Here is a 25,196-nt window from a genome sequence, read left to right as displayed (position 1 = left end):
TTCCGGCGTGCGGTGGGGCGCGGGGAGTGGAGGCGATCAGTCGTTCGTCATGGGGCTGAGGCAGAATCGGCGGCATGACCACGCCCCTCGTCAAGGACCGCGTCTACCGCTCACCCATGGCGGTGGTCGGCGGCGTCCTGCTGCTCGCCATCATCTGCTGGCTCGGCGTCGACGCGCTGATCCGCGGGCACGGCCGCACCCCCTGGCTCGCCCTGGCCGCGATGATCCTCGTCGTGCCGCTGGTGGTCGCCTTCACCCTGCGGCCCGCCGTGTTCGCGGGCGAGGACCGGCTGCGGGTGCGCAACCCGTTCCGGGTGGTCACGTTGCCGTGGGGGGAGGTCGCCGCGCTGCGCTCCGGTTACTCGAACGAGGTGATCGCCAAGTCGGGTACGAAGTACCAGCTGTGGTCGATCCCGGTGTCCCTGCGCGGCCGCAAGAAGGCCGCGCGCCGCACGGCCAAGGCGGAGGCGGACGCACAGCGCGGGCGGCAGGGGGCCGCGGGGCGGATGCCCGGCGGGTTCGGCGGCGGGTTCCGGGCGCTGCGCGACACCGACGGCGCGGCCGGGCCGACGCGCGCGGAGAACGACCGGGTCATGGACGACCTGCGGGAGCTGCTGGAGAGCAGGCAGGCGGCGGAGTCGGCGCAGGGCGACGTGACGGTGCGGTGGGCCTACGAGGTGGCCGCGCCGGCCGTCGCGGGCGCGGTGCTGCTGGCGATCCTGCTGGCGGTGGGGTAGTTCCGGGCGGCCGGCCCGTACGGTGGACCGTACAGTCCATTCTCCGGAGGTCCGGTCGATGCGCAGGGAACTCACGGCCAAGGGCAAGGCCACCCGGCACCGGATCGTCGAGGGGGCCGCGGCCACGCTGCGGGAGAACGGCGTCGGCTCGGTCACCCTCGACGACATCATGGCGCGCACCAGCACCAGCAAGAGCCAGCTCTTCCACTACTTCCCCGGCGGCAAGGACGAACTGCTGCTCGCCGTCGCGCACTACGAGGCGGACCAGGTCCTGGAGGACCAGCAGCCGTACCTGGGCTGCCTCGACTCCTGGGAGAACTGGGAGCGGTGGCGGGACGTGGTGGTCGCCCGCTACGAGATCCTGGGGGACACCTGTCCCCTCGGGTCACTGTTCCTCCAGGTCGGGCGCTCGACGCCGGGGGCACGGGCGATCGTCGCCGAGTTGATGCGGCGCTGGCAGGAGAGCCTGGCGGCCGGGATCCGGGCGTTGCGGGCGGCCGGGGGCCCGTCGGCCGAGTTCCCGTCGGCCGAGTTCGACGTCGACGCACGGGCCGCCGCGCTGCTGGCCGCGATCCAGGGAGGGGTGTCCATCCTGCTGGCGACGGGCCGCTCCGACCATCTGCGGGCCGCCCTCGACCAGGGGCTCGCGGACCTGCGCCGCGACCTGACGCCGGCCGGTGCGGCCACGCCGCGATGACCGCCGGGCCGTGGGGCTCGTCGTGCCGCGATGACCGCCGGGCCGTGGGGCTCGTCGTGCCGCGATGACCGCCGGGCCGTGGGGCTATTCACGCCGCGATGACCGCCGGGCCGGCCGGCCGGAGGGTTCGTCAGGCGGCGACGACCGCGACACCGGTACGGCCGCCGTCCACGTCCAGCACGATCCCGTGCACGAACGACGACTCGTCGGCGGCCAGGTACACCGCCGCGCTCGCGATCGCCTCGGGCGTGCCCATCCCGCCCGCCGGCGTGCCCTTCATCATGGCGCCGCCGATCTCGGCCACCTCGGCGTCCGACGGCAGCACCGCCCCCGGGGAGATCGCGTTCACCCGCACCCCCTGCGGCCCGAACTCGGCGGCCCAGGCACGGGTCAGGGCCTCCACGGCTCCCTTGGTGGAGCTGTACAGCGCGCCGACGGGGATGCCCAGGCGTACGATCCACGAACTCAGGTTGATGATCGCGCCCGCGCCCGCCTCGGCCATGGCGGGTGCGACGGCCCCCGTGAGGAAGAAGGGGGCCTTGACGTTGACCGCGTAGACCCGGTCGAAGGTCTTCTCGTCGGTGGCGGGGGTGGTGTCCGCCGGGTAGATGCCGGCGTTGTTGACGAGTACGTCGACACGGCCGCCCAGCACCCGCGTCGCCTCCGCGGCCAGGTCGTGCGACGCGGCGGCGCTGCCGTCGAGGTCGGCGCGTACGAAGTCGGCGCGGCCGCCTCGCGCCCGAATCCCCTCGACCACCTCCGCCCCGCGTTCGGCACTCCGCCCCGAGACGACGACATGCGCGCCCTCGGCGGCGAACGCCTCGGCGATCGCCCGTCCGATGTTGCTGGTGGATCCGGTCACCAGCGCGGTCTTTCCCGCCAGTCGCATGCTCATGATCAGCCTCCGTGTCCTCGGTTTCCCGGTCAGGTGCGGACCACTGTGCGCCGAGAAAAATGGACCAGCAAGTCCAGAAACGGGGACCAGGACCCAGCCGGGCACCTCACTCGGCCGGGCCGGGCTGCCCGGGTCGCGCGGTGTCCCGAGGGTCGGGTGCCGGGCCGTAGTCCTCGTCGTGACTGCTGGTCAGCGCGGCCAGTAGAGCAAGGTCGGAGGAGACCTCGGCAGTGTGCTGCCAGGCGATGAGCAACTGGGCCACGGAGGCGGTGTTGCCGACCGAGTCGGCGGCGCGCATGGTGTCGACCAGTTCGACGGTGAACGCGTGGAGATCGGGCTCGGGCAGGAATCGGACCCACGGGAAGGCGTCCGGCAGTATGTCGAGCAGTAGTTCGGTGCTGCCGGGCTCCCGGCGGGCCAGCGCGACCAGCATGCGGGTGGCCGCCGACACCACGGTCTGGTCCTGCTCGGCCCGCGCGGCGGTGGTGAGGACCAGGTCCTCACCGTCTCTGCGGTGCAGGAGCAGTCTCGATGCGGTCCGCTGCGGACCTCGAGATCGCGCACAGCGGGGCAAGCTGGCGCATCGTGAAATCCGTTCGTCAGTACGCCGTAACAAGCAGGGCCCGGTCCTTGCGTGAAAGACTCCACGGCCAGCCCCTGCGGGCCGCGTCCGCACCCCGGTGCCGCAGAACCGTCACCAGCCACCAAGGCGCGGACTGACTCCCCGTTCTCGTCTGCCGCCGAAGCCGTCGGCGTCTCCAGCACGTCCAGTAGCCGCTCCGGTTCCATACCTGGCAAAAATGGCATTTCCCTGCAACGGATCTCCCGCTTCGATACTTTCCTCTGATGGTCAACGCCACTGACGCCGCTGTCGCAGTCACCGAAGCTGTCGCCGCAGGCGCAGCCACAGGGCTCCTCGACCGCGTACGCGAACGTGTCAGGGCGCTGGTCTCCGGTGCGCCCCGGGAAGTTCAGGACCGGTACGCGGAGGAAGCCGCCGACCACGCGGTCCTGCTCAGGGAGGAAGCTCTCCCGTTGGAGGACATCGCCGCCTACTGGAGGGTCAGGCTCATCCAGCACAACCTGACGGTCGACAACTCGACCTCCGCCGTGACGTTCGGCGAGGTACACGCTCAGACGAACTACAACGTGGGCAGGGACTTCAGCGGCACCATCAACCTCTGATGGGCGACAAGTACCTCTCCTTTCAATCCGGCCGGGACACCCACGTCGTAATCAACGAAGTGGCGAAGGAGTTCCCCGAGGTCGCCTCAGCCCTCAACCGCCTTGACGCAAAGGTCCTCAGAGACTTCTCTAACGCACTGTCGACCAAGATGAACTGGTCGATGGCCGAGATGTTCAGTCAGGCGGCCAACGGTCTGAGCATGGATATCCTCGAAGGTTTCTCCAGCACTGCCCATCTGGTGGATTCGAGGCGCTTGGAAGACTTTTCACGGGCCGTGAACTACCTGGAGAGCGATCCCGTGGTCTCCGATCTGGGCCGGGTCCTGGAGGACATGAAGAAGCTGGTGGAGGCCAAGAGGGAAACACTGTCCCTCATCGCCGAAGCGAACCGAGGGCTCGCGGAAGCGAAGAATTCCCTCGTCAAGTTGGACGTGGTGGCCCTCGCGGAGAGTTATCGCTGGCAAGAGGAGCAGGGTAAACGGCAGTACACCGCGAAGCTGAAGAAACTGGAGCAGGAGCTTCAGAAATGGAAGACCCGATGCATGTACGCGGTCGGCATCGCGGTGATCGCTGTTTTCCTGTTCGTGCGCTGAACGCTACTGAACTTGAATGGGTGATGCCGGGCTGGACGGCTGCACTTGGATCCTGCGGAGACCTGAGTCAGATGTGGCCTCTGATCTGCTTCACCGGGTGCCCGAGTGTGTCGCCGATAGTGGCCAGTTCCTCGTCGCCGAACCAGTAACGTTCGGGGTTCCAGATGGCGATCTCGAAGCGGGCGAAGCCGCATGGCCAGTCGTAGTCCAACACGTCAAGCGACGTGGCGGCGCCGCAGCAGGGCACTTCCACGGCCAAGGTGGCGAAGCCGTCCTCACAGTGGCTTTCCAGCAGGTCGGCGTACCACTCGGTATCGATGGAGGCGCCGCAGTGCGGGCAGCCGATCCGTTCCAGGTTGTCGCCGCAGTCGACGGGTGTGAGGGCGTCGTGCCAGGTGACGTCGATCTCGATTTCCACGCCGTTGGGCAGGCCGGGAGCCAGGTCCGCGGCAAGCGCGGCAGTCCGCTCGGCCGCCGCCCGATCGGGCTGCCACTGGGGATCGGTCGGAATGATCGACAGGACGTCGTCGCTCACGGGCTTACTCAATTCGTCGGGTACAAGCGTTCGGCTGGGTGCCGCGATCGTAGGGCCACGTGGCAGGCCGGCCGTTCCCTGGGTTCGTTACTTGTGGATGGCAAGGCCAGTGCCGGCGAGGCAGCCGTCGACTAATGTCCGATCGGTACTGGATCTGCTTGAGTCTGCGCTTGACAGCCTTGGTGATCTGGGCCAGGTCGGCCGCGGCGAGGTTGCCGACCTCTCGCTTGACCAGCGACCAGATGCCTTCTTGCGGGTTGAGGTCAGGTGCGTATGCAGGCAGCTGGAAGATGGTGAGCCAGTGCACGTTCACAGCGGCCCATTCCCTCATCCCGGCGGCCAGGTGCAGCCGCACGTTGTCCCAGACGAGCACGATCGGGCCGCCAAGCTGGATGCGAGCTCGGACAAGCAGATCCCGCAGATCGCGCCAGCCGAAGCCCTTCGGCTCGTCTTTGCGGCCGCCGTACTCGCGCACGGCGTAGATCGGCCGCGACCGTTCCCCGTGCCTGTAGCAGACCATGCCTGCCATCGAGACCCGTCCGGATCCCCGCCCGCGGACCCGCACCACCGGAGTGCGGCCGACCCGGCCCCAGGTCCTGGCACGCGGCGGCATCATCGACTGGCCGGCCTCGTCCTGAAAGACGATCCAGGCCCCACGTACCGCCGCCGTGCTCTTACCCGCGACCAGACCTCCTTCTTCCACAGCTCGACCGCTTCGTCATCCCGCTCGATCGCCCGCCGAGCAGGCTGCTGCCATGACCAGCCGTGCCGCTTCAGCAACTGCCAGGTGCCCTCCACGGTGTACGAGACATGGATGAGGCGACCGATCAGGGATCTTGACCAGCGCCAGCGCCGCCACGGCGGCGTAGGTGACTGCGTCGCCAGCATGGGCGGCAGCGTCGTCTGCGTACTCTGCGGCCTTCATGACCTGGAGGTCACTGCCGATTCCGGCGAAGGCCATGCCACCGACGCTGCCGATACCGGCCGCCAGCCGGGAAGGCTTCTGAAGCCGCCGCGCTGGCCGCCACCAACGCCCCGGCGGTGGCCTCGTACACGAAGGATTGTCCGGCAGGGGTGCTGCGCCCCTCCGGAGTCCAGGTTCAGCGCCCTGTCCTCGCCGTGTGCGTGACGAAGTCTGCCCAGGCGGCCCGGTGGAGGGTGAGGTGAGGGCCGGAGGGGTGCTTGGAGTCGCGTATGCGGATGGTGGTCGGGGTGGGTGCTATCTCCACGCAGGCCGAGCCTTCTTCGCTGTAGGTCGACTTCTGCCAGGTCGGTTCGGTCATGGTTCGTCTCTCAGATGTCTTGGGCGATGCGGTGGACGAGATCGAGCGAAGGGGTAGGTTCCAGGGCGACGGATTCCATTCGGTCCAGGACAAGTCGGTACTTCTCCAATTGTCCTGGGGCGTGGACAAGTTCGTTGCCGTGCGCGGTGTCCACCTCGACGGTGTCGAGGACGGGTACCGGACCGTGAAAGTAGTCGACAGCGTGGCCCGTGGTGGGGAAGGAAGTGCCGTCGAAAGGGATCACGCGGAGGGTGACGGCGGGGTGTCCGCTGATCTCGGCGAGGTGCTGCAACTGGGTTCTGGCCACCTCGCGACCGCCGAACTGCATGCGCAAGGCGGCCTCGTGGACGATGGCCGTGTACGACGGAGGCTGTTCGCGGTTGAGGATGGCCTGACGCTTGATGCGATGTGAGATGCGGTACTCGATCTCGTGCGGACGCAGTGCGGGCACAGCTTCCCGGAACAGGGCGCGGGCGTGTTCCGGCGTCTGGAGCAGGCCTGGGATGTTGATGACCTGAGTCACGCGCAGCGCTTCGGCGTGGTGTTCCAGTTCGGCCAGGTCGAGGAGGCGAGACGGCAGGTTGTCGCGGTACTCCTCCCACCAGCCGCGGGTTCGGTCGGCGGCCATGGCGGCGAGGGCGTCGACCAAGGGCCGGTCCGTGCAGCCGTAGATGTGGGCCAGCGTGTGGACGCGTTCCGCGCTGATGCCGAAGCGGTTCGCCTCGATGTTGCTGATCTGCGCCTGTGTCGTACCCAGGGATCTGGCGGCCTCGGCGGCGGTCATGCCTGCGCGTTCGCGTAGCCGGCGCAGCTCTGTGCCGATACGGAGGCGCCGTGCCGTGGGGGTGGGCCTCGGTGGCATGCCCTCACTCCGTTTCATACACCTGGCGTAGTGGTCACCCACACGAAGGGTCTTACTGAAGGTTTTGCTCGATACTGCAAAACCTTCAGGCCCCGCAGTCTACGTTTGACCCCAGCCGCCCAACTCCCGCCCCCAAGCCGGAAGCGCACCGCGTCGACCTGTCCGGGCGCGGCACTGCCACCGCTGGGGCGGATACGTCGGGCGAACCAAGTCCTCTCGCCGCAGGAGCCGTTCATGGTCACCGTAGCCCCGAGCAACACATGGGTGTACGCCCTCCGCCTACCCCATGACCCGCGCGCCGCACGTGTCGCACGTATGACCGTACGGTCCGTGCTGGACAGTCACGGCAGAGGTGAAGTCCGCGACACCGTCGAGTTGTTGACCTCGGAGCTGGTCACCAATGCCTATCTGCACAGCTGCGGGGCTGTCTCGCTGCGTCTCACCGCTCTTGATGACGGGCGGCTGCGGGTCGGGGTCTGGGACGGGCATCCACATGTCCCCGCTCCCTTCGGCGGACCACCCCGGGATCGGGTGCCGTCCGCGCCGGTCGACGCCGAGGGCGGGCGTGGGCTGGGGCTCGTGGCGGAGTGCGCCGACCGGTGGGGCGGCTGGTCGCTCGGAGAAAGTCCGTTGGATCGCGGCGCCGGGAAGCTGCTCTGGTTCGAGGTGGGGGGCAGGGAAGGAAGTCCCTGATGTGAGCGGGGTGTGCCCAGGCCTCGTCGGGGTCGCCGGTAGGCGATGTGCTACGGGTGCGGCTCCGGGCGCAGGGCCAGGTCGAGGAGGCCCGGGAAGCGGGCGTCGAACTCTGCTCGGCGGAGGCGGTTGACGCGGCGTGGGCCCTCGTCGCGCTGCTCGACGAGCCCGGCCGCCCGCAACACGGAGAAGTGGTGGCTGAGGGCGGGTTTGCCGACGGGCACGTCGAAGCTGCCGCAACTGCGGGACCAGTCGGCGCTGGCGGCCAGCTCCCGGACGAGTGTGAGCCGTACGGGGTCGGCGAGCGCGGCGAGCGCGGTGGTGACGGCTACCTCGTCGGGGTGGGTGTGCTCGGGGGCGGCCCGGTGGCTCGTGCCGGCCATGCCTTTCTCCTCGCTGCCGTGTTCCGCTTGCCGAGTGTTCGATGAAAACCATACACTCCCGACTGTTCGATTGATGTTGAACACTCGCTGAGGGATGTGTGCCATGCGCGCGGTCGAGTTCCAGGAGTACGGCGGTCCCGAGGTTCTCAGGGTGGTGGAGGCGGAGGTCCCGGAGCCGGGTCCCGGCGAGGTGGGCATCGAGGTGGCGTACACCGGCGTGAACTTCGCCGACCTCAAGGCGCGCGCGGAGGGCTACCGCGTGCCGCATCTGCCGTTCCGGCCGGGACTCGAGGTCTCGGGGCGCGTCCGGGCCCTCGGCGCAGGCGTCACGGACCTCGCCGTCGGCCAGGAGGTGGCCGCCCTGACGCAGGGCGGCGCCTACGCGGACGTGGTCGTGACGGACGCGGCGACGGTCTTCCCGCTGCCGGCCGGGGCGGACCTGCGCACCGGGGCCACACTCCCGTCCGTCCTGCCGACCGCGTACGCCCTCGTCCACACCGTCGGGCGCCTCCAGCCGGGCGAGACCGTCCTGGTGCAGGGCGCGGCGGGCGGGGTCGGCACGGCGGCCGGACACCTGGCCGTGGCGGCGGGCGCGGCCGCGGTGTACGGCGTGGTGTCGAGCGCGGCCAAGGCGGCGTACGCCCGGGACCACGGCTACGACGAGGTCTTCGTCGGCGACTTCGAGGAGGGGGTCCAGAAGGCCACCGGCGGCCGGGGCGTCGACCTGGTCCTCGACCCCGTGGGCGGCCGGACGCTGCAAGCGGGCCTGGCGTCCCTGGCCCGCTTCGGCCGCCTGGTCTCCTACGGCAACGCGAGCGGCGAGCCGGCCTGGACGGCGGGCCAGTCCGAGCTGTATCCGCGGGGTCTGTCGGTCGCCGGTTTCTCCGTCCTGGGGCTGGCCCAGTCGGCGCCTGACGTGCTGCGGGAGCTGTCCGCCCGTGCCTTCGCGAAGGCGGTGGACGGCACGGTCACCCTGCCGGTCACGGCCGAGTTCGCCCTGGAGGAGGCGGCAAAGGCGCACCGCCTGATGGGCGGCCGGACCAGCACGGGCAAGCTGCTGCTGCGGGTCGCGGGGTGAGAACGCCGTGCGTCGCCCGGCCGTGGGTCACGGCGCGCTCGGCCACACCAGCAGCATGTACGCGCCGCAGTACGCCGACCCAAGCACCGCCGACGTCAGCACCAGCAGCCGCAAGCGGCGCGAGGCGCGGGCCAGATACCCGGCGAGCGGCAGCAGCAGCGGGAAACCCGGGAGGAGGAAACGGGCGCGCGGGAAGTACACCCCGCCGCTGGTCAGCACGATCACCAGCAGCACCCCGCCGAAGACCAGCAGCGGCACCGGCTGCCGGTCCGCGAGCGCGCACCCGAACAGCACCACCGACACCAGCATCGTCACGCTCACCACGACCAGGAACAGCTCCGGCCGCGACACCTGCCCGAACAGCTGCCGCAGCCAGCGCACGGTCTCCGCGCCGCCGTCCACCTCGTTGTGCCACAACCGCTGAACGGCGAAATAGCCGTCCCAGCGCCCGAGTCTGACACCCACCCAGCCGACGTAGGCGCACCAGCCGAGAGGCGCCAGCAGGGCGGCCGCCAGGGCGCGGGGCGAGAAGCGGGTGCGCAGCGAGAGCAGCGCGGTGACGGTGACGGCCGCGGCCACGGCGATGCCCGTCGGCCGGGTCAGCCCGGCGAGCACCGCGCCCGCCGCTGCCCACCACCAGCGCTCGGCCAGCACCGCGTACAGCGTCCACGCGGCGAACGCCGTGAAGAGCGACTCGGTGTAGCCCATCCACTCGACGAGGCCCACCGGGTACGCCGCCCAGAGGACCGTGAGCAGGACGCCGACCCGGCGGCCGGCCAGTCGGTCGCCCACCGCGAACACCCCCCAGGCGGCGACGAGCGAGGCCAGCCACGCGAGCGCGAGGCCGGTACTGGCCCGGGTGCCCGGGGTCACCACCGCGACCGCCTTGACCAGCAGCGGGTAGAGCGGGAAGAAGGCGAGGTTGTTGTGGTCGTAGGCCACGCCCAGGGTGTGCGCGTAGCCGTGGTCGGCGATCCCGAGGTACCAGCGGGAGTCCCACTGCGTCGCCAGCATCGGCCAGATCCCGTGGTGCCGCCGGTGCGCCCAGACGGCCAGGAACGCCAGCCCGGTGAGCCGTACGGCGAGGTACCCGGCCAAGGCCGGGGCCGCCCGGCGCAGGGCGGGGCGCGGCGCCGTCGCGGCCGGCGGGCCGGGTCGTCGGGTGCCCGGGATGTGCCCGCTGGGGACGGTGTCGGGGGCGGTCGAGGACACGGCGGCGGCTCCTGTGCGACGGCTGGCGGGGCGGGCGGTACCGCACCACCGTTTCCCGGTCGTCGGGGCCGGACGTGGAGCCCGGGTCACCTACTGGTGGGAAATCACCCGATGGGGTGCCCCGGACTCGTACCTGGGCCTGCGGGGGAGCCGTTCCGGTCGCTCGGCGACGCCGTCCCCGCGGCCGCTGCCCGTCAGATGCCCGCCGCCGCGGAGAGGTCCCGCTTGATCACCGCGAGCAGGTCGGCCGCCCTGGTGCGGGCCGCGGGCAGCGCGTGGTGGTCCGCGACAGGGACGACCACCTCCAGGTAGCACTTCAGCTTGGGCTCGGTGCCGCTGGGGCGGACGACGACCCGGGCGCCGGTCAGGGTGTAGCGGAGGCCGTCGGTGGGCGGGAGCGTGTCCGTGCCCCGGGTGAGGTCCTCGGCCCTGGTGATCGGAAGGCCGGCCAGTTCGGTCGGGGGGTGCTCGCGGAGGGTCCGCATGGCCTGGGCGATGACGGAGAGATCCTGGACGCGGACCGAGAGCTGGTCGGTGGCGTGCAGGCCGTGCTCCACGGCGAGGTCGTCGAGGAGGTCGAGGAGGGTACGGCCCTCCTCCTTGAGGACGGAGGCCAGTTCGGTGATCAGGAGGGCCGCGGTGATGCCGTCCTTGTCGCGGACGCCGTCGGGGTCGACGCAGTAGCCGAGGGCCTCCTCGTAGCCGTAGCGCAGGCCGTCCACGCGGGCGATCCACTTGAAGCCGGTGAGGGTCTCCTCGTAGGGGAGGCGCGCCTTCTCGGCGATGCGGCCGAGGAGGGAGGAGGAGACGATCGACTCGGCGAAGACGCCGGTCGCGCCGCGGCGGACCAGGTGGGCGGCGAGGAGGGCGCCGACCTCGTCGCCGCGGAGCATGCGCCAGTCGCCGTCCTGCCTGACGGCGGCGGCGCAGCGGTCCGCGTCGGGGTCGTTGGCGATGACCAGGTCGGGGTCGGTCTCGCGGGCCTTCGCGAAGGCGAGGTCCATCGCGCCGGGCTCTTCCGGGTTGGGGAAGGCGACGGTCGGGAAGTCCGGGTCCGGGTCGGCCTGTTCGGCGACGAGGGCGGGGGTGGGGAAGCCCGCGCGGGCGAAGGCGGCGAGGAGGGTGTCCTTGCCGACGCCGTGCATCGCCGTGTAGACCGTGCGGGCGGTGCGGGGGGAGCCGGGGGACAGGACGGCGTCCGTGCGGGCCAGGTAGGCCTCCAGGACCGTGTCGTCGAGGGTTTCCCAGCCGGTGTCCGGGCGGGGGACTTCGTGGAGGCTGGTGATGGCCTGGATCTCGGCGGCGATCTCCGCGTCCGCGGGCGGGACGATCTGGGAGCCGTCGCCGAGGTACACCTTGTAGCCGTTGTCGCGGGGCGGGTTGTGGCTGGCGGTGACCTCCACGCCCGCGACCGCGCCGAGGTGCCGGATGGCGAACGCGAGGACGGGGGTGGGGAGGGGGCGGGGGAGTACGACGGCCTTGAGGCCGGCGCCGGTCATGACCGCGGCGGTGTCCCGGGCGAAGTCGGCGGACTTGTGGCGGGCGTCGTAGCCGATGACGACGGTGCCGGTGCCGTGGCCCTGCTTCCTCAGGTAGGCGGCGAGGCCGGCGGCGGCGCGGATCACGACGGCGCGGTTCATCCGCATCGGGCCGGCGCCCAGCTCACCGCGGAGACCGGCGGTGCCGAACTGGAGGGTGCCGCTGAAGCGGGCCGACAGTTCGGTGAGGTCACCGGCGTCGATGAGCTTGGCGAGCTCGTCGCGGGTGTCCGGGTCGGGGTCCTCGGCGAGCCAGGTCCTGGCCCGGGCGGTGAGATCGTCGTGCACGGTCGGTCTCCTGGTCTCGGGTGGTGCGCGTGGATGCCTGCGGCGCATCCGCGGCTTCGGTGGGGGTGCGCGTAGCGTCTACGGGTGGTGCTGCGTCGGGGCCGGGGTGGTGCGCGTGGATGCCTGCGGCGCATCCGCGGCTTCGGTGGTGCTGCGTCGGGGCCGGGGTGGTGCGCGTGGATGCCTGCGGCGCATCCGCGGCTTCGGTGGGGGTGCGCGTAGCGCCTACGGGTGGTGCTGCGTCGGGGCCGGGGCGGGGAGTCCCCGTCCTCGGACCGGCGGTGATGCATCTCGTACCGCGCGGGTCGGCCAACGCCGGCCGCTGCGGGCGGGAACTCCCCACCCCGTCCCCATCCCGCCGACGGCGGTTGCAGCGCCCGGGACGGGGCATCCCCCTGTGGCTGTGCTTACAGGCGGCCCAGTACCTGCGTCAGCAGGGCGCCCATGCGGGCCGCCGAGTCACGGCCGGCCTGGAGGACCTCCTCGTGGTTCAGCGGCTCGCCCGTCATCCCCGCGGCGAGGTTGGTGACCAGGGAGATGCCCAGGACCTCGGCGCCCGCCTCGCGTGCGGCGATCGCCTCCAGGACCGTCGACATGCCCACCAGGTCGGCGCCGATCACGCGGGCCATGCGGATCTCGGCCGGGGTCTCGTAGTGCGGGCCGGGGAACTGGGCGTAGACGCCCTCTTCGAGGCTCGGGTCGACCTCCTTGCACAGGGCGCGCAGGCGGGGGGAGTAGAGGTCGGTGAGGTCGACGAAGTTCGCGCCGATGATCGGGGAGGTCGCCGTGAGGTTGATGTGGTCGCTGATGAGGACCGGCTGGCCGGGACGCATCCCCTCGCGCAGGCCGCCGCAGCCGTTGGTGAGGATGATCGTCTTGCTGCCGGCGGCGACGGCCGTGCGGACGCCGTGCGCGACCGCGGCGACGCCTCGGCCCTCGTAGTAGTGCGTGCGGCCGAGGAAGACCAGCGCGCGCTTGTCACCGATGGAGTACGAGCGGATCTTGCCGCCGTGTCCCTCCACGGCCGGCGGCGGGAAGCCGGGCAGCTCGGTGACCTGGAACTCGGCGTCGGGGGCGCCCAGGGCGTCGACGGCCGGGGCCCAGCCGGAGCCCATCACGAGGGCCACGTCGTGGGTCTCGGCGCCCGTGAGCTCGCGCAGGCGAACGGCGGCCGCGTCGGCGGCGGCGTGGGGGTCGCCCTGGATGTCGTCCGGAAGAAGAGATGCGTTCACGCGGACGAGAGTAGCCGGTCTGGGCCTACGCGCGTAGATGACGGAGCTCACGGGATGGCGATCGTTGTCTTGTCGTTTCCTATGAGGAAAGGCGCGGTGCGGTCACTCGTCGGTGACGAGGACGTCCTTGTCGTTGAAGACCTCGACGATGAAGATCAGCAGGCGGCCACGGCTGACCGTGTACTCCACGAGGACGTTCTGGGTCAGGCGGATGGTGCGGTCGTCGCCCGTGGAGCCTATGGGGCGGGACACGGGAAGGAAGGGGTCGCGGGCGAGGAGGGCGATGCCCTTGTCGAACGCGATCCGCTGGCGGTCCTCCAGGCGGTCGCGGGCGGCAGCGGCCTGCACGGTGTAGTAGACGTCGTACGTGGTGGGGGACATCCGCTCTCCCGTCGGTGCGTCGGTCCCACAAGTGTAGGGACGCGGGCTTTCAGCAGGGGCGCTTGCGCAGCTCCATCACGTAATCGTGTGGTGCGCCCGCGGACTCGGCCGCGTCGGCGATCTCGCCCAGGTAGCGGGCGGACGGGAGGCCGCCCTCGTAGCCGTCCAGGACGTAGAGCCAGGCCGTCTCCTCGCCCTCCAGGGTGTGCACGCGCACGCGTGCCCGGCGGTAGACGCCGAGGCCGACGCCCTCCCAGCGGTCCATGGACTCCTCGTCCATCGGGGCGATGTCGTAGAGGCCGACGAAGACCTGGGAGAGCGGGTCCTCGACGATCGTCGCCAGGGCCCCCTCCCAGCCCATGTGCTCGCCGCCGAAGGTCAGCCGCCATCCGTTCAGCCAGCCGGTGGCGCGCAGGGGCGAGTGCGGGGCGCGGCGCGACATCAGCCGTGCGTCGAGATTGCCGGCGTACGCGGCGTAGAGCGACGACATGGGGAGAGGGTACGGCAGCCGTCCCGTGTGCCACTCCTGTCCCAGGCGGCGCCGGGTGGCGGCCCCCGGGCAGTGGCACCTTGAAGCGTGCGGGACAATGGAGTACGTGACTCGGATCGTGATCATCGGTGGCGGACCCGGCGGCTATGAAGCGGCGCTGGTGGCCGCGCAGCTCGGCGCGGAGGTGACCGTCGTCGACTGCGACGGTCTGGGCGGGGCGTCGGTGCTGACCGACTGCGTGCCGTCGAAGACCCTTATCGCTACGGCCGAGGTCATGACGACCTTCGATTCGTCGTACGAAGAGCTGGGGATCATCGTCGCCGACGACACGCCGCCACTGGAGCAGGCGGCCCGGGTGGTGGGCGTCGACCTGGGGAAGGTCAACCGGCGTGTGAAGCGGCTCGCGCTGGCGCAGTCGCACGACATCACGGCCTCGGTGACGCGCGCCGGCGCGCGGGTCATGCGGGGGCGGGGGCGGCTGGAGGGCATGCAGGCCCTGGACGGGTCCCGGAAGGTCGTGGTGAGCGCGGCGGACGGGAGCGAGGAGACGCTCGTCGCCGACGCGGTGCTGATCGCGACCGGTGGGCATCCCCGTGAGGTGCCCGACGCCCAGCCCGACGGCGAGCGCATTCTGAACTGGACGCAGGTGTACGACCTCGACGAGCTGCCCGAGGAGCTCATCGTGGTCGGATCGGGTGTGACCGGTGCCGAGTTCGCCGGTGCCTACCAGGCGCTGGGGTCGAAGGTCACGCTGGTGTCGTCGCGGGACCGGGTGCTGCCCGGCGAGGACCCGGACGCGGCCGCCGTGCTGGAGGACGTGTTCCGGCGGCGCGGCATGAACGTCATGGCCCGGTCGCGGGCGGCCGCGGCCAAGCGGGTGGGGGACCGGGTGGAGGTGACGCTGGCGGACGGCCGGGTCATCAGCGGTTCGCACTGCCTGATGGCTGTCGGCGCGATTCCGAACAGTGCCGGTCTGGGGCTGGAGGAGGCCGGTGTCAGGCTGCGCGACTCCGGGCACATCTGGACCGACAAGGTGTCGCGGACGACCGCGCCCGGTGTGTACGCCGCCGGTGACGTGACCGGTGTCTTCGCGCTCGCGTCGGTGGCCGCCATGCAGGGGCGCATCGCCATGTACCACTTCCTCGGTGACGCGGTGGCGCCGCTGAACCTGAAGACCGTCTCGTCGAACGTGTTCACCGACCCGGAGATCGCCACGGTCGGCTACACGCAGGCCGACGTGGACGCCGGGAAGATCGACGCCCGGGTCGTGAAGCTGCCGCTGCTGCGCAACCCGCGCGCGAAGATGCAGGGCATCCGGGACGGCTTCGTGAAGATGTTCTGCCGGCCGGGCACCGGGATCGTGGTGGGCGGGGTGGTCGTCTCGCCGCGGGCCTCGGAGCTGATCCATCCGATCTCGATCGCCGTCGACAACAATCTGACGGTCGAACAGATCGCGAACGCGTTCACCGTGTATCCGTCCCTTTCGGGGTCGATCGCGGAGGTGGCGCGGCAGCTGCACACGCGGAAGACCGGCAGCGAACTCTGACGGCCGGAACCGACTCCCCGCTGGTCACGGGGAGTTGTCGAGCATGCGTGCGGCATAGTCGGGGCGGACAGGTCCTATACCACTTCCGACCCAGCCGTGCGAACAACTTCTGCTATTCGGCGCAAACTGCTGAAAGCAGACGGTCGTTGGGGTTACTGTCAGTTTCGTGTTCGCTGCAGAACGTCGCCAATTGATCCTCGAAATGGTGCGAGCGAACGGGGCCGTGTCGCTCCGTGAGCTCGCCCGCGTCGTCCAGACCTCCGAAGTGACCGTACGGCGGGACGTGCGCGCACTGGAGGCAGAAGGACTCCTCGACCGCCGGCATGGCGGTGCGGTATTGCCGGGCGGGTTCACGCGGGAGTCCGGCTTTCCGCAGAAATCTCATCTCGCGACCGCCGAGAAGACGGCCATCGCCGATCTCGCCGCGGGCCTCGTCGAAGAAGGCGAGGCCATCGTGGTCGGAGCGGGTACCACCACGCAGGAACTCGCACGCCGGCTGGCGAGAGTGCCCGGTCTCACCGTCGTCACCAACTCGTTGCTGGTGGCGCAGGCGTTGGCGCACGCCAACCGGGTCGAGGTCGTGATGACCGGCGGCACCCTGCGGGGCTCCAACTACGCGCTGGTCGGCTCCGGCGCGGAGCAGTCCCTGCAGGGGCTGCGTGTGTCGCGGGCCTTCATCTCCGGGAGCGGTCTGACGGCCGAGCGGGGGCTGTCCACGTCCAACATGCTGTCGGCGTCCGTCGACCGGGCGCTGGTGCAGGCCGCCGCGGAGGTGGTGGTCCTCGCCGACCACACCAAACTCGGTACGGACACCATGTTCCAGACCGTGCCGACCGACCTCATCACCCGGCTGGTCACGGACGAGCCGCCGGCCCATGACGACCGCGCCGCCACCGAGCTCCAGGCCCTCGCCGACCAGGGGGTGCAGATCGCCGTGGCCGGGGCGTCCGGGAACCCGGGGGGTGACCAGGTCCCGACGCGACAGCAACAGCACCAACAGCGTCGGGACGTGTCCCTTCCGGGGCCGCGCCGGGGAGTGCCCGGGGCGGGCTTGCGGTCGGCCTCGGTGCTCGGGGCGGAACAGCCGACGGGGGCCGAACAGCGGGGGCGGGTCGCCGACATGCGACGGCGATGAGGGTGCCCCCTGCGGGGGGCGCCGGCCCTTGAGCCCCGGGCGTCTCACCTGCCAGGGCGATGGCAGGGCGAGAGGGGTGGGCAGGCGTCGGCAGGGGTGAGCCGAAGCGGGCCCGAGCGCGGCACGCGGGGCGGGGCCGAGGCCGACGACGCCGACATGAGGGCCACGACGGGGTCGGGACTCGGCAGCATGCGTGACCGTCTCATGCGGCTGGATGGCGCTGCGGAGCCGGCAAGGTCCGGGCGGGTCGCGGCTCGCCGACGCCGGGGAGGGCCGGCCACCGTCTCCTCGCGCCTCGTGCTGCCGCGGGCAACGGTGCCGGAGGGTCCGGCGCCCATCAGCGGCTGACCGGACACGTCCTACCACGAGGCGTCGGCGCCACGCTCGGCGCGGCCGACGCGGGCTTCGGTGAGTCGGCGGATGTGGTTGTCGGCTGGTGTCGGCGTGCGGGCCTTGGTGGGTGGGCACAGCCGGTCGCGGGGTTGCTGGAGTGCGGTCGGCCTGGGCCTTGGTGAGTGGCCGGCCGAGGTGGTGGGGCGTGGTTTTTTATGGGGCGAGTGTGGTTGGGGTTCGCCGCGATGGTTGCCGAGGGGTTGCGCCGGTCGGGTGACGTGGGTCGGTCCCGGGGAGTCGCGCCCCGACGGCGACGCCCGGCGAACGGTGGGTGTCGTTCGCCGGGCGTCAGGGGTCTGGCTTCGTCAGTCCTTGATCTCGCAGATCACGGCGCCGGACGTGAGGGACGCGCCGACCTCGGCGGCGAGGCCCTTGATGGTGCCGCTGCGGTGCGCGTTCAGGGGCTGTTCCATCTTCATCGCCTCGAGCACGACGATCAGGTCGCCCTCCTTGACCTCCTGGCCCTCCTCGACCGCGACCTTGACGATCGTGCCCTGCATGGGCGAGGCGAGGGTGTCGCCGGAGGCGACCGGGCCGGACTTCTTGGCGGCGCGGCGCTTGGGCTTGGCACCGGCGGCCAGACCGGTGCGGGCCAGGGTCATGCCCAGGGAGGCGGGCAGGGAGACCTCCAGGCGCTTGCCCCCGACCTCGACGACCACGGTCTCGCGGCCGGTGTCCTCCTCGGCCTCCGCGTCGGCGGGGGCGGCGAAGGGCTTGATCTCGTTGACGAACTCGGTCTCGATCCAGCGGGTGTGGACCGTGAAGGGGTCCTCGGAGCCCGTCAGCTCGGGGGCGAAGGCCGGGTCGCGGACGACGACGCGGTGGAAGGGGATCGCCGTGGCCATGCCCTCGACCTGGAACTCGTCCAGCGCGCGGGCGGCCCGCTGCAGCGCCTCGGCACGGGTACGGCCGCTGACGATCAGCTTGGCGAGGAGGGAGTCCCAGGCGGGGCCGATGACGCTGCCCGCCTCGACGCCCGCGTCCAGGCGGACACCGGGGCCGGTGGGTGCGTCGAAACGGGTGACGGTGCCGGGGGCGGGCAGGAAGTTGCGGCCCGGGTCCTCGCCGTTGATCCGGAACTCGAACGAGTGACCGCGCAGCTCGGGGTCGTCGTAGCCGAGTTCCTCGCCGTCGGCGATGCGGAACATCTCGCGGACCAGGTCGATGCCGGCGACCTCCTCGGTCACCGGGTGCTCGACCTGGAGGCGGGTGTTGACCTCCAGGAAGGAGATCGTGCCGTCCTGGCCGACCAGGAACTCGCAGGTGCCGGCGCCTACGTAGCCGGCCTCCTTGAGGATGGCCTTGGAGGCGCGGTACAGCTCGGCCACCTGGGCCTCGGAGAGGAACGGCGCGGGGGCCTCCTCGACGAGCTTCTGGTGGCGGCGCTGGAGCGAGCAGTCACGGGTGGAGACGACGACCACGTTGCCGTGGGTGTCGGCCAGGCACTGGGTCTCCACGTGCCGGGGACGGTCCAGGTAGCGCTCCACGAAGCACTCGCCGCGACCGAACGCGGCCACCGCCTCACGGACGGCGGAGTCGTACAGCTCCGGGACCTCTTCGAGGGTGCGGGCGACCTTCAGGCCGCGCCCGCCACCACCGAAGGCCGCCTTGATGGCGATCGGCAGGCCGTGCTCCTCGGCGAAGGCCACCACCTCGTCGGCGCCCGAGACCGGGTCCGGGGTGCCGGCCACCAGCGGGGCGCCGGCGCGCTGGGCGATGTGACGGGCCGCCACCTTGTCGCCGAGGTCGCGGATCGCCTGCGGCGGGGGGCCGATCCAGGTCAGCCCCGCGTCCAGGACGGCCTGCGCGAACTCCGCGTTCTCGGACAGGAAGCCGTAGCCCGGGTGGACGGCGTCCGCCCCGGCCTCGCGCGCCGCGTTCAGGATCTTGTCGATGACCAGATAGCTGGTGGCCGGGGTGTCACCGCCCAGGGCGAACGCCTCATCCGCGGCGCGGACATGCAGAGCGTCCCGGTCCGGGTCCGCGTAGACGGCCACGCTCGCGATCCCAGCGTCCCGGCAGGCCCGGGCCACGCGGACAGCGATTTCGCCACGGTTGGCGATGAGCACCTTGCGCACGATTGAGGCTCCCTCCTTGAAACAAGCCGAGTTTAGGGAAGGCCGACACGGCACTTCGACCCGTCCCCAATGGTGAGCTTGCCCACACGGAGCGTGATGCGAGGCTCGCCCGACCCGCGAAAGCCCTTGTCGCACCTTGGTACGCAGGACTCCTTCGGGAAACCCTAGCCCCGCCGTGTGGTCAAGGTCTCTGTGAGAGCGTGCCGCGCCCCACTCCGTTTCTTTGTTGAGTCCCTACGAATGGCCCAACGATTCTTTGCCGGCGACCGGACCCTTGTCCCCGGGTTTACCCGTTAGTAGCGTTCGCGATGTCTTGAACGAACTTCAAGTAACACCGGCTCGGTCGGGCCGGGGACGAAAGTGGGTGGACCGGTGATGCGCAGACCGGTGGCGTGGGTCGTGGCGGTCGTACTCCTCGCCGAGGCGCTCGGCATCGCGGCACTCAACTGGTTCATGGCGATGTCGGTGGACCGCCAGCACATGTCCCTGGCCGGCCTCGACCCGGACCGGATGTCGATGTCCGCACGGGTCGGCGCCGTGGTCTTCGGCCTCTACTTCGCGCTGTGCGCCCTGGTGGCCCTGCTGGTGGCGGTGCGCAACCGCCCGCCCGCCGGCCTCGGCCGCGTGCTGCTGGTCAGCGCGGCGGTCGTGCACGCCCTGCTGGGCGCCGTGCTGTGGGGCCTGAGCGGCTGGCCCGCGTTCCTGTACATGGTGGTCGTCCTCGCCCTCATCGTGCTGCTCCTGATGACGTACGACCGCACGGACGGCGTCGGGGCGGAGGGCGGCGGGGACGTTTCCGGGCCGGGCCCGCAGGAGGGCCCGGAACCGGAGCGGCGCGAGGACGACACGCCGGCCGCCGGGCCGGTCACCCCGCCGGCGCCCACAACTCCGTGATGCCGACGCCGAGCTCGGCGAGCAGTCGCCGGACCAGGGGCAGGCTGATGCCGATGACGTTGCCGTGGTCGCCGTCGATGCCCTCGACGAACGGCGCGCTGCGGCCGTCCAGCGTGAAGGCCCCCGCCACGTAGAGGGGTTCGCCGGTGGCGACGTACGCGGCGATCTCCTTGTCGGTGGGCTCGCCGAACCGTACGACGGTGGACGCGGTCGCCGACACCCAGCGCTCGGCCGCCGTGTCCCACACGCAGTGCCCGGTCTGCAGGGTGCCCGCCCGGCCGCGCATCGACTTCCAGCGGGCCGTCGCCTCCTCGGCGTCGGCCGGCTTGCCGAGCGCCTGCCCGTCGAGGTCCAGCACCGAGTCGCAGCCGATCACGATCGCACCCCGCACGTCCGGGCGGGCGGCGACCACGGACGCCTTGGCCTCGGCGAGGGCGAGCGCCAGGTCGGCCGGGGTGGGGGCGGTGACGGCGTCCTCGTCGACGCCGCTGACGATCACCTCGGGGGCGAGGCCCGCCTGACGCAGGAGGTTCAGCCGGGCGGGGGACTGGGAGGCGAGGACGAGTCTGCGCATGGGTGCAGGGTATCGGTGGGGCCCGCCGGGGCGTTCGTCATCTCACGCCCAGGACGAACATCAGTACCAGCATCACCAGGGCCAGGAAGACGCCGAGCCGCCGGAGGGTGTCCTGCATGTCCCGCAGTTCCTTCGGCGGCTCGTCCTCGGGGTCCGACCAGAGCATGGCACCAGCGTGCGGCCCGGACGGGGGTGGGCGCCTGAGTAGGGGTACTCAAATCGGAGCCCGGGGTCGCACTTCTGACCGTGCCGCTCCTAGCTCGGCCAGTACGTGCGGGTCCACGCGGTCTGGCTCGGCAGGGGGACCCGGCGCTGGGCGATCCGGGCCGGGTCGGACCACGCGTCCTTCGCCCCCGTGCCCTGCTCGGGTACGGCCGCCGCCATGGCCGCCGCGCGTGCTCTTACGACCGCCAGTGCGGCGGCCAGCTCCTCCGGGGTGGGGTTGCCCCGTACGACCTTGATCGTCACCGTGGCTCCTTGGGTCCTTAGAGGGGGATGTTGCCGTGCTTCTTCGGGGGCAGGGACTCGCGCTTGGTGCGCAGCTGGCGCAGGCCCCGTACCACGTGGCGGCGGGTGTCGGAGGGCATGATCACGGCGTCCACGTAGCCGCGCTCGGCCGCCGTGTAGGGGTTGAGGAGGGTGTCCTCGTACTCCTGGATGAGCTGGGCCCGGGTGGCTTCGCCCGTTCCTGAGGCCTCCGCCTCGGCGATGGTGCGGCGGTGCAGGATGTTGACGGCGCCCTGGGCGCCCATGACGGCGATCTGGGCGGTGGGCCAGGCGAGGTTGAGGTCGGCGCCCAGGTGCTTGGAGCCCATGACGTCGTAGGCGCCCCCGAAGGCCTTGCGGGTGATCACGGTGATCAGGGGGACGGTGGCCTCGGCGTAGGCGTAGATCAGCTTGGCGCCGCGGCGGATGATGCCGTCGTGCTCCTGGTCGACGCCGGGCAGGAAGCCGGGGACGTCGACGAAGGTGAGCACCGGGACGTTGAAGGCGTCGCAGGTGCGCACGAAGCGGGCGGCCTTCTCGCTGGCCTTGATGTCCAGGCAGCCGGCGAACTGCATCGGCTGGTTGGCGACGATGCCGACCGGGTGGCCCTCGACGCGGCCGAAGCCGGTGACGATGTTCGGCGCGAACAGGGCCTGGGTCTCGAAGAACTCGCCGTCGTCCAGGACGTGTTCGACCACCGTGTGGATGTCGTACGGCTGGTTGGCGCTGTCCGGGACCAGGGTGTCCAGCTCCAGGTCCTCGGCGGTGACCGAGAGGTCGGCCTCCTCGGGGAAGAGCGGGGGCTCGGAGAGGTTGTTGGACGGCAGGTAGGACAGCAGCTGCTTGATGTACTCGACGGCGTCCTTCTCGTCACCCGCCATGTGGTGCGCCACGCCGGAGACGGAGTTGTGGGTGCGGGCGCCGCCCAGCTCCTCGAAGCCGACGTCCTCGCCGGTGACCGTCTTGATGACGTCCGGTCCCGTGATGAACATGTGCGAGGTCTGGTCGACCATGACCGTGAAGTCGGTGATGGCCGGGGAGTACACCGCGCCGCCCGCGCAGGGACCGACGACCAGGGAGATCTGCGGGATGACACCGCTGGCGTGGGTGTTGCGGCGGAAGATCTCGCCGTAGGCGCCGAGCGAGGCCACGCCCTCCTGGATGCGGGCGCCGCCGGAGTCGTTGATGCCGATGACCGGGCAGCCGGTCTTCAGGGCGAAGTCCATCACCTTGACGATCTTCTGGCCGTAGACCTCGCCCAGCGCCCCGCCGAAGACGGTGAAGTCCTGGGAGAACACGGCGACCGGGCGGCCGTCCACCGTGCCGTAGCCGGTGACGACACCGTCGCCGTAGGGGCGGTTCTTCTCCAGGCCGAAGTTGGTGGAGCGGTGCCGGGTGAACTCGTCCAGCTCGATGAAGGAGTCCTCGTCGAGGAGCAGTTCGATCCGCTCACGGGCCGTCAGTTTGCCCTTGGCGTGCTGCTTCTCGACCGCGCGCTCCGAACCGGCGTGTGTCGCCTCGTGGACACGACGCTGGAGATCCGCGAGCTTTCCCGCGGTCGTGTGAATGTCGATCTCTTCCGGCTCGGACATCGGGATGCGGCTCCCTGCCTGCTCAAAAGGGGGGACGGTTACTCATCCGTAGCGTAGTGGGGCACCTGTCAAACGGCAGTGCGGCGTACAACACACCTAGGGTGGCTTGCATGACGCCGCGAGATGCAGCAGACGAGAACAACAATCGCTGGTCCGACCTGGACCGTCCACCGCTCCAGGAGACCGGGCTGCGCCGGGCCCTGGTACGGGACGGCGGCCACGGGGGTCTCTACCGCGACGTCGTGGTCGTGCAGCGCACCGGCTCCACCAATTCCGACCTCGTCGCACGCGCCCTCGCGGGGGAGGCGGACGAGGGTTCCGTCCTGGTCGCCGAGGAGCAGACGGCGGGGCGGGGGCGGCTGGACCGCCAGTGGACGGCGCCGGCGCGCTCGGGGCTGTTCTTCTCCGTGCTGCTGAAGCCGGCGGAGGTGCCGGTGGCCCGCTGGGGCTGGCTGCCGCTGCTCACGGGCGTGGCGGTGGCGACGGGGCTGGCGCGGGCGGCGGGCGTCGACACGGCCCTCAAGTGGCCGAACGACCTGCTGGTCACCGTGGACGGCGAGGAGCGCAAGGCCGGGGGCATCCTCGCCGAGCGGGCCGGCGAGGACGGTGTGGTGGTGGGCGTCGGCATCAACGTCACGCTCCGCGCGGCGGAGCTGCCGGTGCCCCAGGCGGGGTCGCTGGCGCTGGCCGGGGCGGTGAGCACCGACCGGGAGACCTTGCTGCGGGGCGTGCTGCGCCCCCTGGAGGACTGGTACGGGCGCTGGCGCGCGGCGGGCGGCGATCCGGCGGCCAGCGGCCTCCAGGAGGCGTACGCGGCGGGCTGCGCGACCCTCGGGCGGACGGTGCGGGCCGAGCTGCCCGGGGACCGGTCGCTGACCGGGGAGGCGGTCGCCGTGGACGGCGACGGGAGACTGGTGATCGCCACGGCCGACGGGCTCCGGGAACCGGTGGGCGCGGGCGACATCGTCCATCTGCGCCCGGCGTGAGGCCGGGGTCGCAGCGCCCCTCGGGGCCGCGGGGAGCGCGCGACCAGCCCTCACCGGGCCGCGGCCGTGAGGCGCGGTGACTCCTCCGCGGGGGCGCCCGCCGGGACCGCCGGTGATCCTGAGCGCACCGCACCCCCCGTCCCGGCCCACCTCACGAAGTGAGCTACCGCACACCTGCCGTAGAGTTGAGGCCGGTCGGTATGCGACCGCGGTAGATCGGAAGGGCAGCAGGCGTGACCGTCGACGACACGGGCTCCGGCGAGGGCGCGGACGCCGCCGACTCCGGCGAGGACCCCCTCGCGCTGCGCCTCGAAGGCCTGATCCTCGGGGCCGAGCGCCGCTACACCCCGTTCCAGGCGGCCCGCAGCGCCGGCGTCTCCATGGAGCTGGCGTCGAGGTTCTGGCGGGCGATGGGCTTCGCGGACATCGGGCAGGCCAAGGCGCTCACCGAGGCCGACGTGCTGGCCCTGCGCCGGCTCGCGGGCCTCGTCGAGGCGGGGCTGCTCAGCGAGGCCATGGCGGTGCAGGTGGCGCGGTCGACGGGGCAGACCACCGCCCGTCTGGCGGAGTGGCAGATCGACTCGTTCCTGGAGGGGCTGACCGAGCCCCCGGAGCCGGGCATGACCCGCACCGAGGTCACGTATCCCATCGTCGAGCTGCTGCTGCCCGAGCTGGAGGAGTTCCTCGTCTACGTGTGGCGCCGCCAGCTGGCCGCCTCCGCGGGCCGGGTCGTGCAGGCCGCCGACGACGAGGAGATGGTCGACCGGCGGCTGGCCGTCGGCTTCGCCGATCTCGTCGGGTTCACGCGGCTGACCCGGCGGATGGAGGAGGAGGAACTCGGCGAGCTGGTCGAGGCCTTCGAGACCACCGCCGCCGACCTGGTCGCGGCCCGTGGCGGCCGGCTCATCAAGACCCTCGGCGACGAGGTCCTGTACGCCGCCGACGACTCCGGTGTCGCCGCGGACATCGCGCTGCGCCTGGTGGAGACCATGGCGCACGACGAGACCATGCCGGAGCTGCGCGTCGGCATGGCCTTCGGCACCGTCACCACCCGGATGGGCGATGTCTTCGGTACGACCGTGAACCTCGCCTCCCGGCTCACCTCCATAGCCCCCCGCGACGCCGTGCTCGTCGACTCCGCCTTCGCCGAGGAGCTGATCCGCAGCGGCGAGGCGCCCGCCTCGGAGGCGGAGGCCGCGGAGGCCGCCGCGGCGGCGGAGAAGGAGGGCGAGGAGCCGCCCACCTACCGCTTCGCGCTCCAGCCGATGTGGCAGCGTCCGGTACGCGGCCTGGGCGTCGTGGAGCCGTGGCTGCTGACCCGCCGCGACGTGGAGTCCTAGGGCCCTTCTGATGGATCTCCGCGGCGTCGCGACGCCCGGCACGCACGCTCGACGCACGGGGTGGCGGGCCAGGTGGCTCCGCCACATGAC

The 25,196-nt window shown here is 71.3% G+C and carries 29 protein-coding genes and 1 pseudogene; 11 read left to right on the top strand and 19 right to left on the bottom strand.

From position 1 onward, the window contains the following. The first annotated feature begins 74 nt into the window (after positions 1–74). Together AB0958_RS27965 and AB0958_RS27960 are read left to right on the top strand one after the other, a co-directional pair. A complete protein-coding gene (locus AB0958_RS27965) occupies positions 75–737 on the top strand; it encodes a PH domain-containing protein (protein ID WP_366893241.1) in 663 nt (220 codons plus the stop codon). 58 nt (positions 738–795) lie between these two features. Further along, positions 796–1,434, top strand: a complete 639-nt coding sequence (locus AB0958_RS27960; RefSeq protein WP_366893240.1) for a helix-turn-helix domain-containing protein — start codon at positions 796–798, stop codon at positions 1,432–1,434. A 130-nt stretch (positions 1,435–1,564) separates the two neighbouring features. Here the strand turns inward: AB0958_RS27960 and AB0958_RS27955 are convergent, their stop codons facing one another. The 3 genes and pseudogenes from AB0958_RS27955 to AB0958_RS27945 form a co-directional block, all read right to left on the bottom strand. Beyond that, positions 1,565–2,329 carry an SDR family oxidoreductase gene (locus AB0958_RS27955; RefSeq protein ID WP_366893239.1) on the bottom strand — a complete coding sequence of 255 codons (765 nt, stop codon included), beginning with the start codon at positions 2,327–2,329 and terminating at the stop codon, positions 1,565–1,567. Between the two features lie 106 nt (positions 2,330–2,435). Next, entirely contained in the window at positions 2,436–2,903 is a 468-nt protein-coding gene (locus AB0958_RS27950) for a hypothetical protein (RefSeq protein WP_366893238.1), read from the bottom strand. Further along, positions 2,860–3,030 (bottom strand): annotated as a pseudogene (locus AB0958_RS27945) (IS5/IS1182 family transposase); the annotation flags it as partial. The pseudogene AB0958_RS27945 and the gene AB0958_RS27950, both read right to left, overlap by 44 nt. Before the next feature lie 145 nt (positions 3,031–3,175). Between AB0958_RS27945 and AB0958_RS27940 the strand changes: the two are divergent. Together AB0958_RS27940 and AB0958_RS27935 are read left to right on the top strand one after the other, a co-directional pair. Further along, the gene (locus tag AB0958_RS27940; protein ID WP_366893237.1) at positions 3,176–3,514 is read left to right on the top strand and encodes a hypothetical protein; all 339 of its coding nucleotides are present in this window, start codon (positions 3,176–3,178) and stop codon (positions 3,512–3,514) included. Further along, the gene (locus tag AB0958_RS27935) at positions 3,514–4,107 is read left to right on the top strand and encodes a hypothetical protein (protein ID WP_366893236.1); all 594 of its coding nucleotides are present in this window, start codon (positions 3,514–3,516) and stop codon (positions 4,105–4,107) included. The genes AB0958_RS27940 and AB0958_RS27935 overlap by 1 nt, the downstream gene beginning before the upstream one ends. A gap of 67 nt (positions 4,108–4,174) precedes the next feature. Here AB0958_RS27935 and AB0958_RS27930 read toward each other — a convergent pair whose 3' ends face one another. From AB0958_RS27930 to AB0958_RS27910, 5 genes are all read right to left on the bottom strand, one after another. Next, the gene (locus AB0958_RS27930) at positions 4,175–4,642 is read right to left on the bottom strand and encodes a hypothetical protein (protein WP_366893235.1); all 468 of its coding nucleotides are present in this window, start codon (positions 4,640–4,642) and stop codon (positions 4,175–4,177) included. A 4-nt stretch (positions 4,643–4,646) separates the two neighbouring features. Continuing rightward, positions 4,647–5,345 (bottom strand): transposase, encoded by a 699-nt coding sequence (locus AB0958_RS27925; protein ID WP_366893234.1) that lies wholly within the window; start codon positions 5,343–5,345, stop codon positions 4,647–4,649. Continuing rightward, a complete protein-coding gene (locus AB0958_RS27920) occupies positions 5,255–5,530 on the bottom strand; it encodes a winged helix-turn-helix domain-containing protein (RefSeq protein ID WP_366893233.1) in 276 nt (91 codons plus the stop codon). The genes AB0958_RS27925 and AB0958_RS27920 overlap by 91 nt, the downstream gene beginning before the upstream one ends. A 212-nt stretch (positions 5,531–5,742) precedes the next feature. Continuing rightward, positions 5,743–5,925 carry a DUF397 domain-containing protein gene (locus AB0958_RS27915; protein ID WP_366893232.1) on the bottom strand — a complete coding sequence of 61 codons (183 nt, stop codon included), beginning with the start codon at positions 5,923–5,925 and terminating at the stop codon, positions 5,743–5,745. Positions 5,926–5,935: 10 nt separating this feature from the next. Then, positions 5,936–6,787, bottom strand: coding sequence for a helix-turn-helix transcriptional regulator (locus AB0958_RS27910; protein ID WP_366893231.1), 852 nt, complete (start codon positions 6,785–6,787; stop codon positions 5,936–5,938). Between the two features lie 234 nt (positions 6,788–7,021). Here AB0958_RS27910 and AB0958_RS27905 point away from each other — a divergent pair, with 234 nt between their 5' ends. Next, entirely contained in the window at positions 7,022–7,480 is a 459-nt protein-coding gene (locus AB0958_RS27905) for an ATP-binding protein (protein WP_366893229.1), read from the top strand. A gap of 50 nt (positions 7,481–7,530) precedes the next feature. Here the strand turns inward: AB0958_RS27905 and AB0958_RS27900 are convergent, their stop codons facing one another. Then, positions 7,531–7,863 (bottom strand): transcriptional regulator, encoded by a 333-nt coding sequence (locus tag AB0958_RS27900; RefSeq protein WP_366893228.1) that lies wholly within the window; start codon positions 7,861–7,863, stop codon positions 7,531–7,533. Positions 7,864–7,966: 103 nt separating this feature from the next. Here AB0958_RS27900 and AB0958_RS27895 point away from each other — a divergent pair, with 103 nt between their 5' ends. Next, entirely contained in the window at positions 7,967–8,941 is a 975-nt protein-coding gene (locus tag AB0958_RS27895) for a zinc-binding dehydrogenase (RefSeq protein WP_366893227.1), read from the top strand. A gap of 27 nt (positions 8,942–8,968) precedes the next feature. Here AB0958_RS27895 and AB0958_RS27890 read toward each other — a convergent pair whose 3' ends face one another. The 5 genes from AB0958_RS27890 to AB0958_RS27870 all read right to left on the bottom strand — a co-directional run bounded on the left by AB0958_RS27890 (position 8,969) and on the right by AB0958_RS27870 (position 14,082). Then, entirely contained in the window at positions 8,969–10,114 is a 1,146-nt protein-coding gene (locus AB0958_RS27890) for a hypothetical protein (protein ID WP_366893270.1), read from the bottom strand. Between the two features lie 233 nt (positions 10,115–10,347). Then, entirely contained in the window at positions 10,348–11,979 is a 1,632-nt protein-coding gene (locus AB0958_RS27885) for a phospho-sugar mutase (protein WP_366893226.1), read from the bottom strand. A 407-nt stretch (positions 11,980–12,386) separates the two neighbouring features. Beyond that, entirely contained in the window at positions 12,387–13,211 is an 825-nt protein-coding gene (locus AB0958_RS27880) for a purine-nucleoside phosphorylase (protein ID WP_366893225.1), read from the bottom strand. A 102-nt stretch (positions 13,212–13,313) separates the two neighbouring features. Next, positions 13,314–13,592: a hypothetical protein gene (locus tag AB0958_RS27875; protein WP_366893224.1), complete on the bottom strand. Its 279-nt coding sequence runs from the start codon at positions 13,590–13,592 to the stop codon at positions 13,314–13,316. Between the two features lie 49 nt (positions 13,593–13,641). Then, positions 13,642–14,082 carry a gamma-glutamylcyclotransferase gene (locus AB0958_RS27870; RefSeq protein ID WP_366893223.1) on the bottom strand — a complete coding sequence of 147 codons (441 nt, stop codon included), beginning with the start codon at positions 14,080–14,082 and terminating at the stop codon, positions 13,642–13,644. 97 nt (positions 14,083–14,179) lie between these two features. On the opposite strand from AB0958_RS27870, the gene AB0958_RS27865 reads away from it, so the two are divergent. Together AB0958_RS27865 and AB0958_RS27860 are read left to right on the top strand one after the other, a co-directional pair. Beyond that, on the top strand, positions 14,180–15,628 hold the full coding sequence (locus tag AB0958_RS27865) for an NAD(P)H-quinone dehydrogenase (RefSeq protein ID WP_366893222.1): 1,449 nt from the start codon (positions 14,180–14,182) through the stop codon (positions 15,626–15,628). 166 nt (positions 15,629–15,794) lie between these two features. Next, the gene (locus tag AB0958_RS27860) at positions 15,795–16,763 is read left to right on the top strand and encodes a DeoR/GlpR family DNA-binding transcription regulator (RefSeq protein WP_366893221.1); all 969 of its coding nucleotides are present in this window, start codon (positions 15,795–15,797) and stop codon (positions 16,761–16,763) included. A 698-nt stretch (positions 16,764–17,461) separates the two neighbouring features. Here the strand turns inward: AB0958_RS27860 and AB0958_RS27855 are convergent. Beyond that, a complete protein-coding gene (locus AB0958_RS27855) occupies positions 17,462–19,234 on the bottom strand; it encodes a biotin carboxylase N-terminal domain-containing protein (protein WP_366893220.1) in 1,773 nt (590 codons plus the stop codon). A 375-nt stretch (positions 19,235–19,609) separates the two neighbouring features. On the opposite strand from AB0958_RS27855, the gene AB0958_RS27850 reads away from it, so the two are divergent. After that, on the top strand, positions 19,610–20,128 hold the full coding sequence (locus tag AB0958_RS27850; RefSeq protein WP_366893219.1) for a hypothetical protein: 519 nt from the start codon (positions 19,610–19,612) through the stop codon (positions 20,126–20,128). Here AB0958_RS27850 and AB0958_RS27845 read toward each other — a convergent pair. From AB0958_RS27845 to AB0958_RS27830, 4 genes are all read right to left on the bottom strand, one after another. After that, positions 20,100–20,702: a nucleoside triphosphate pyrophosphatase gene (locus AB0958_RS27845; RefSeq protein WP_366893218.1), complete on the bottom strand. Its 603-nt coding sequence runs from the start codon at positions 20,700–20,702 to the stop codon at positions 20,100–20,102. The two genes, AB0958_RS27850 and AB0958_RS27845, sit on opposite strands and share 29 nt — an antisense overlap. A gap of 37 nt (positions 20,703–20,739) precedes the next feature. Beyond that, entirely contained in the window at positions 20,740–20,868 is a 129-nt protein-coding gene (locus AB0958_RS27840) for a hypothetical protein (RefSeq protein WP_366893217.1), read from the bottom strand. Between the two features lie 89 nt (positions 20,869–20,957). Then, the gene (locus AB0958_RS27835; protein ID WP_366893216.1) at positions 20,958–21,170 is read right to left on the bottom strand and encodes an acyl-CoA carboxylase epsilon subunit; all 213 of its coding nucleotides are present in this window, start codon (positions 21,168–21,170) and stop codon (positions 20,958–20,960) included. A gap of 17 nt (positions 21,171–21,187) precedes the next feature. Beyond that, positions 21,188–22,780 (bottom strand): acyl-CoA carboxylase subunit beta, encoded by a 1,593-nt coding sequence (locus AB0958_RS27830; RefSeq protein WP_366893215.1) that lies wholly within the window; start codon positions 22,778–22,780, stop codon positions 21,188–21,190. 110 nt (positions 22,781–22,890) lie between these two features. On the opposite strand from AB0958_RS27830, the gene AB0958_RS27825 reads away from it, so the two are divergent. After that, entirely contained in the window at positions 22,891–23,766 is an 876-nt protein-coding gene (locus tag AB0958_RS27825) for a biotin--[acetyl-CoA-carboxylase] ligase (protein WP_366893214.1), read from the top strand. Positions 23,767–23,999: 233 nt separating this feature from the next. Next, entirely contained in the window at positions 24,000–25,106 is a 1,107-nt protein-coding gene (locus AB0958_RS27820; protein WP_366893213.1) for an adenylate/guanylate cyclase domain-containing protein, read from the top strand. The last annotated feature ends 90 nt before the right edge of the window (positions 25,107–25,196 follow it).

This window comes from Streptomyces sp. NPDC006655 (assembly GCF_040703965.1).
Taxonomy (GTDB): domain Bacteria; phylum Actinomycetota; class Actinomycetes; order Streptomycetales; family Streptomycetaceae; genus Streptomyces.
The sequence above is the reverse complement of the archived record's forward strand: the minus strand, read 5'-3'. Positions and strand labels throughout refer to the sequence as shown.

Coding starts and splice junctions, on each gene's coding strand:
- AB0958_RS27825 (WP_366893214.1), top strand. CDS start 22,891: ATGACGCCGCGAGATGCAGCAGACGAGAACAACAATCGCTGGTCCGAC.
- AB0958_RS27960 (WP_366893240.1), top strand. CDS start 796: ATGCGCAGGGAACTCACGGCCAAGGGCAAGGCCACCCGGCACCGGATC.
- AB0958_RS27940 (WP_366893237.1), top strand. CDS start 3,176: ATGGTCAACGCCACTGACGCCGCTGTCGCAGTCACCGAAGCTGTCGCC.
- AB0958_RS27895 (WP_366893227.1), top strand. CDS start 7,967: ATGCGCGCGGTCGAGTTCCAGGAGTACGGCGGTCCCGAGGTTCTCAGG.
- AB0958_RS27875 (WP_366893224.1), bottom strand. CDS start 13,592: ATGTCCCCCACCACGTACGACGTCTACTACACCGTGCAGGCCGCTGCC.
- AB0958_RS27905 (WP_366893229.1), top strand. CDS start 7,022: ATGGTCACCGTAGCCCCGAGCAACACATGGGTGTACGCCCTCCGCCTA.
- AB0958_RS27850 (WP_366893219.1), top strand. CDS start 19,610: ATGCGCAGACCGGTGGCGTGGGTCGTGGCGGTCGTACTCCTCGCCGAG.
- AB0958_RS27870 (WP_366893223.1), bottom strand. CDS start 14,082: ATGTCGTCGCTCTACGCCGCGTACGCCGGCAATCTCGACGCACGGCTG.
- AB0958_RS27845 (WP_366893218.1), bottom strand. CDS start 20,702: ATGCGCAGACTCGTCCTCGCCTCCCAGTCCCCCGCCCGGCTGAACCTC.
- AB0958_RS27935 (WP_366893236.1), top strand. CDS start 3,514: ATGGGCGACAAGTACCTCTCCTTTCAATCCGGCCGGGACACCCACGTC.
- AB0958_RS27830 (WP_366893215.1), bottom strand. CDS start 22,780: ATGTCCGAGCCGGAAGAGATCGACATTCACACGACCGCGGGAAAGCTC.
- AB0958_RS27840 (WP_366893217.1), bottom strand. CDS start 20,868: ATGCTCTGGTCGGACCCCGAGGACGAGCCGCCGAAGGAACTGCGGGAC.
- AB0958_RS27910 (WP_366893231.1), bottom strand. CDS start 6,787: ATGCCACCGAGGCCCACCCCCACGGCACGGCGCCTCCGTATCGGCACA.
- AB0958_RS27915 (WP_366893232.1), bottom strand. CDS start 5,925: ATGACCGAACCGACCTGGCAGAAGTCGACCTACAGCGAAGAAGGCTCG.
- AB0958_RS27865 (WP_366893222.1), top strand. CDS start 14,180: ATGGAGTACGTGACTCGGATCGTGATCATCGGTGGCGGACCCGGCGGC.
- AB0958_RS27900 (WP_366893228.1), bottom strand. CDS start 7,863: ATGGCCGGCACGAGCCACCGGGCCGCCCCCGAGCACACCCACCCCGAC.
- AB0958_RS27920 (WP_366893233.1), bottom strand. CDS start 5,530: ATGCTGGCGACGCAGTCACCTACGCCGCCGTGGCGGCGCTGGCGCTGG.
- AB0958_RS27965 (WP_366893241.1), top strand. CDS start 75: ATGACCACGCCCCTCGTCAAGGACCGCGTCTACCGCTCACCCATGGCG.
- AB0958_RS27955 (WP_366893239.1), bottom strand. CDS start 2,329: ATGAGCATGCGACTGGCGGGAAAGACCGCGCTGGTGACCGGATCCACC.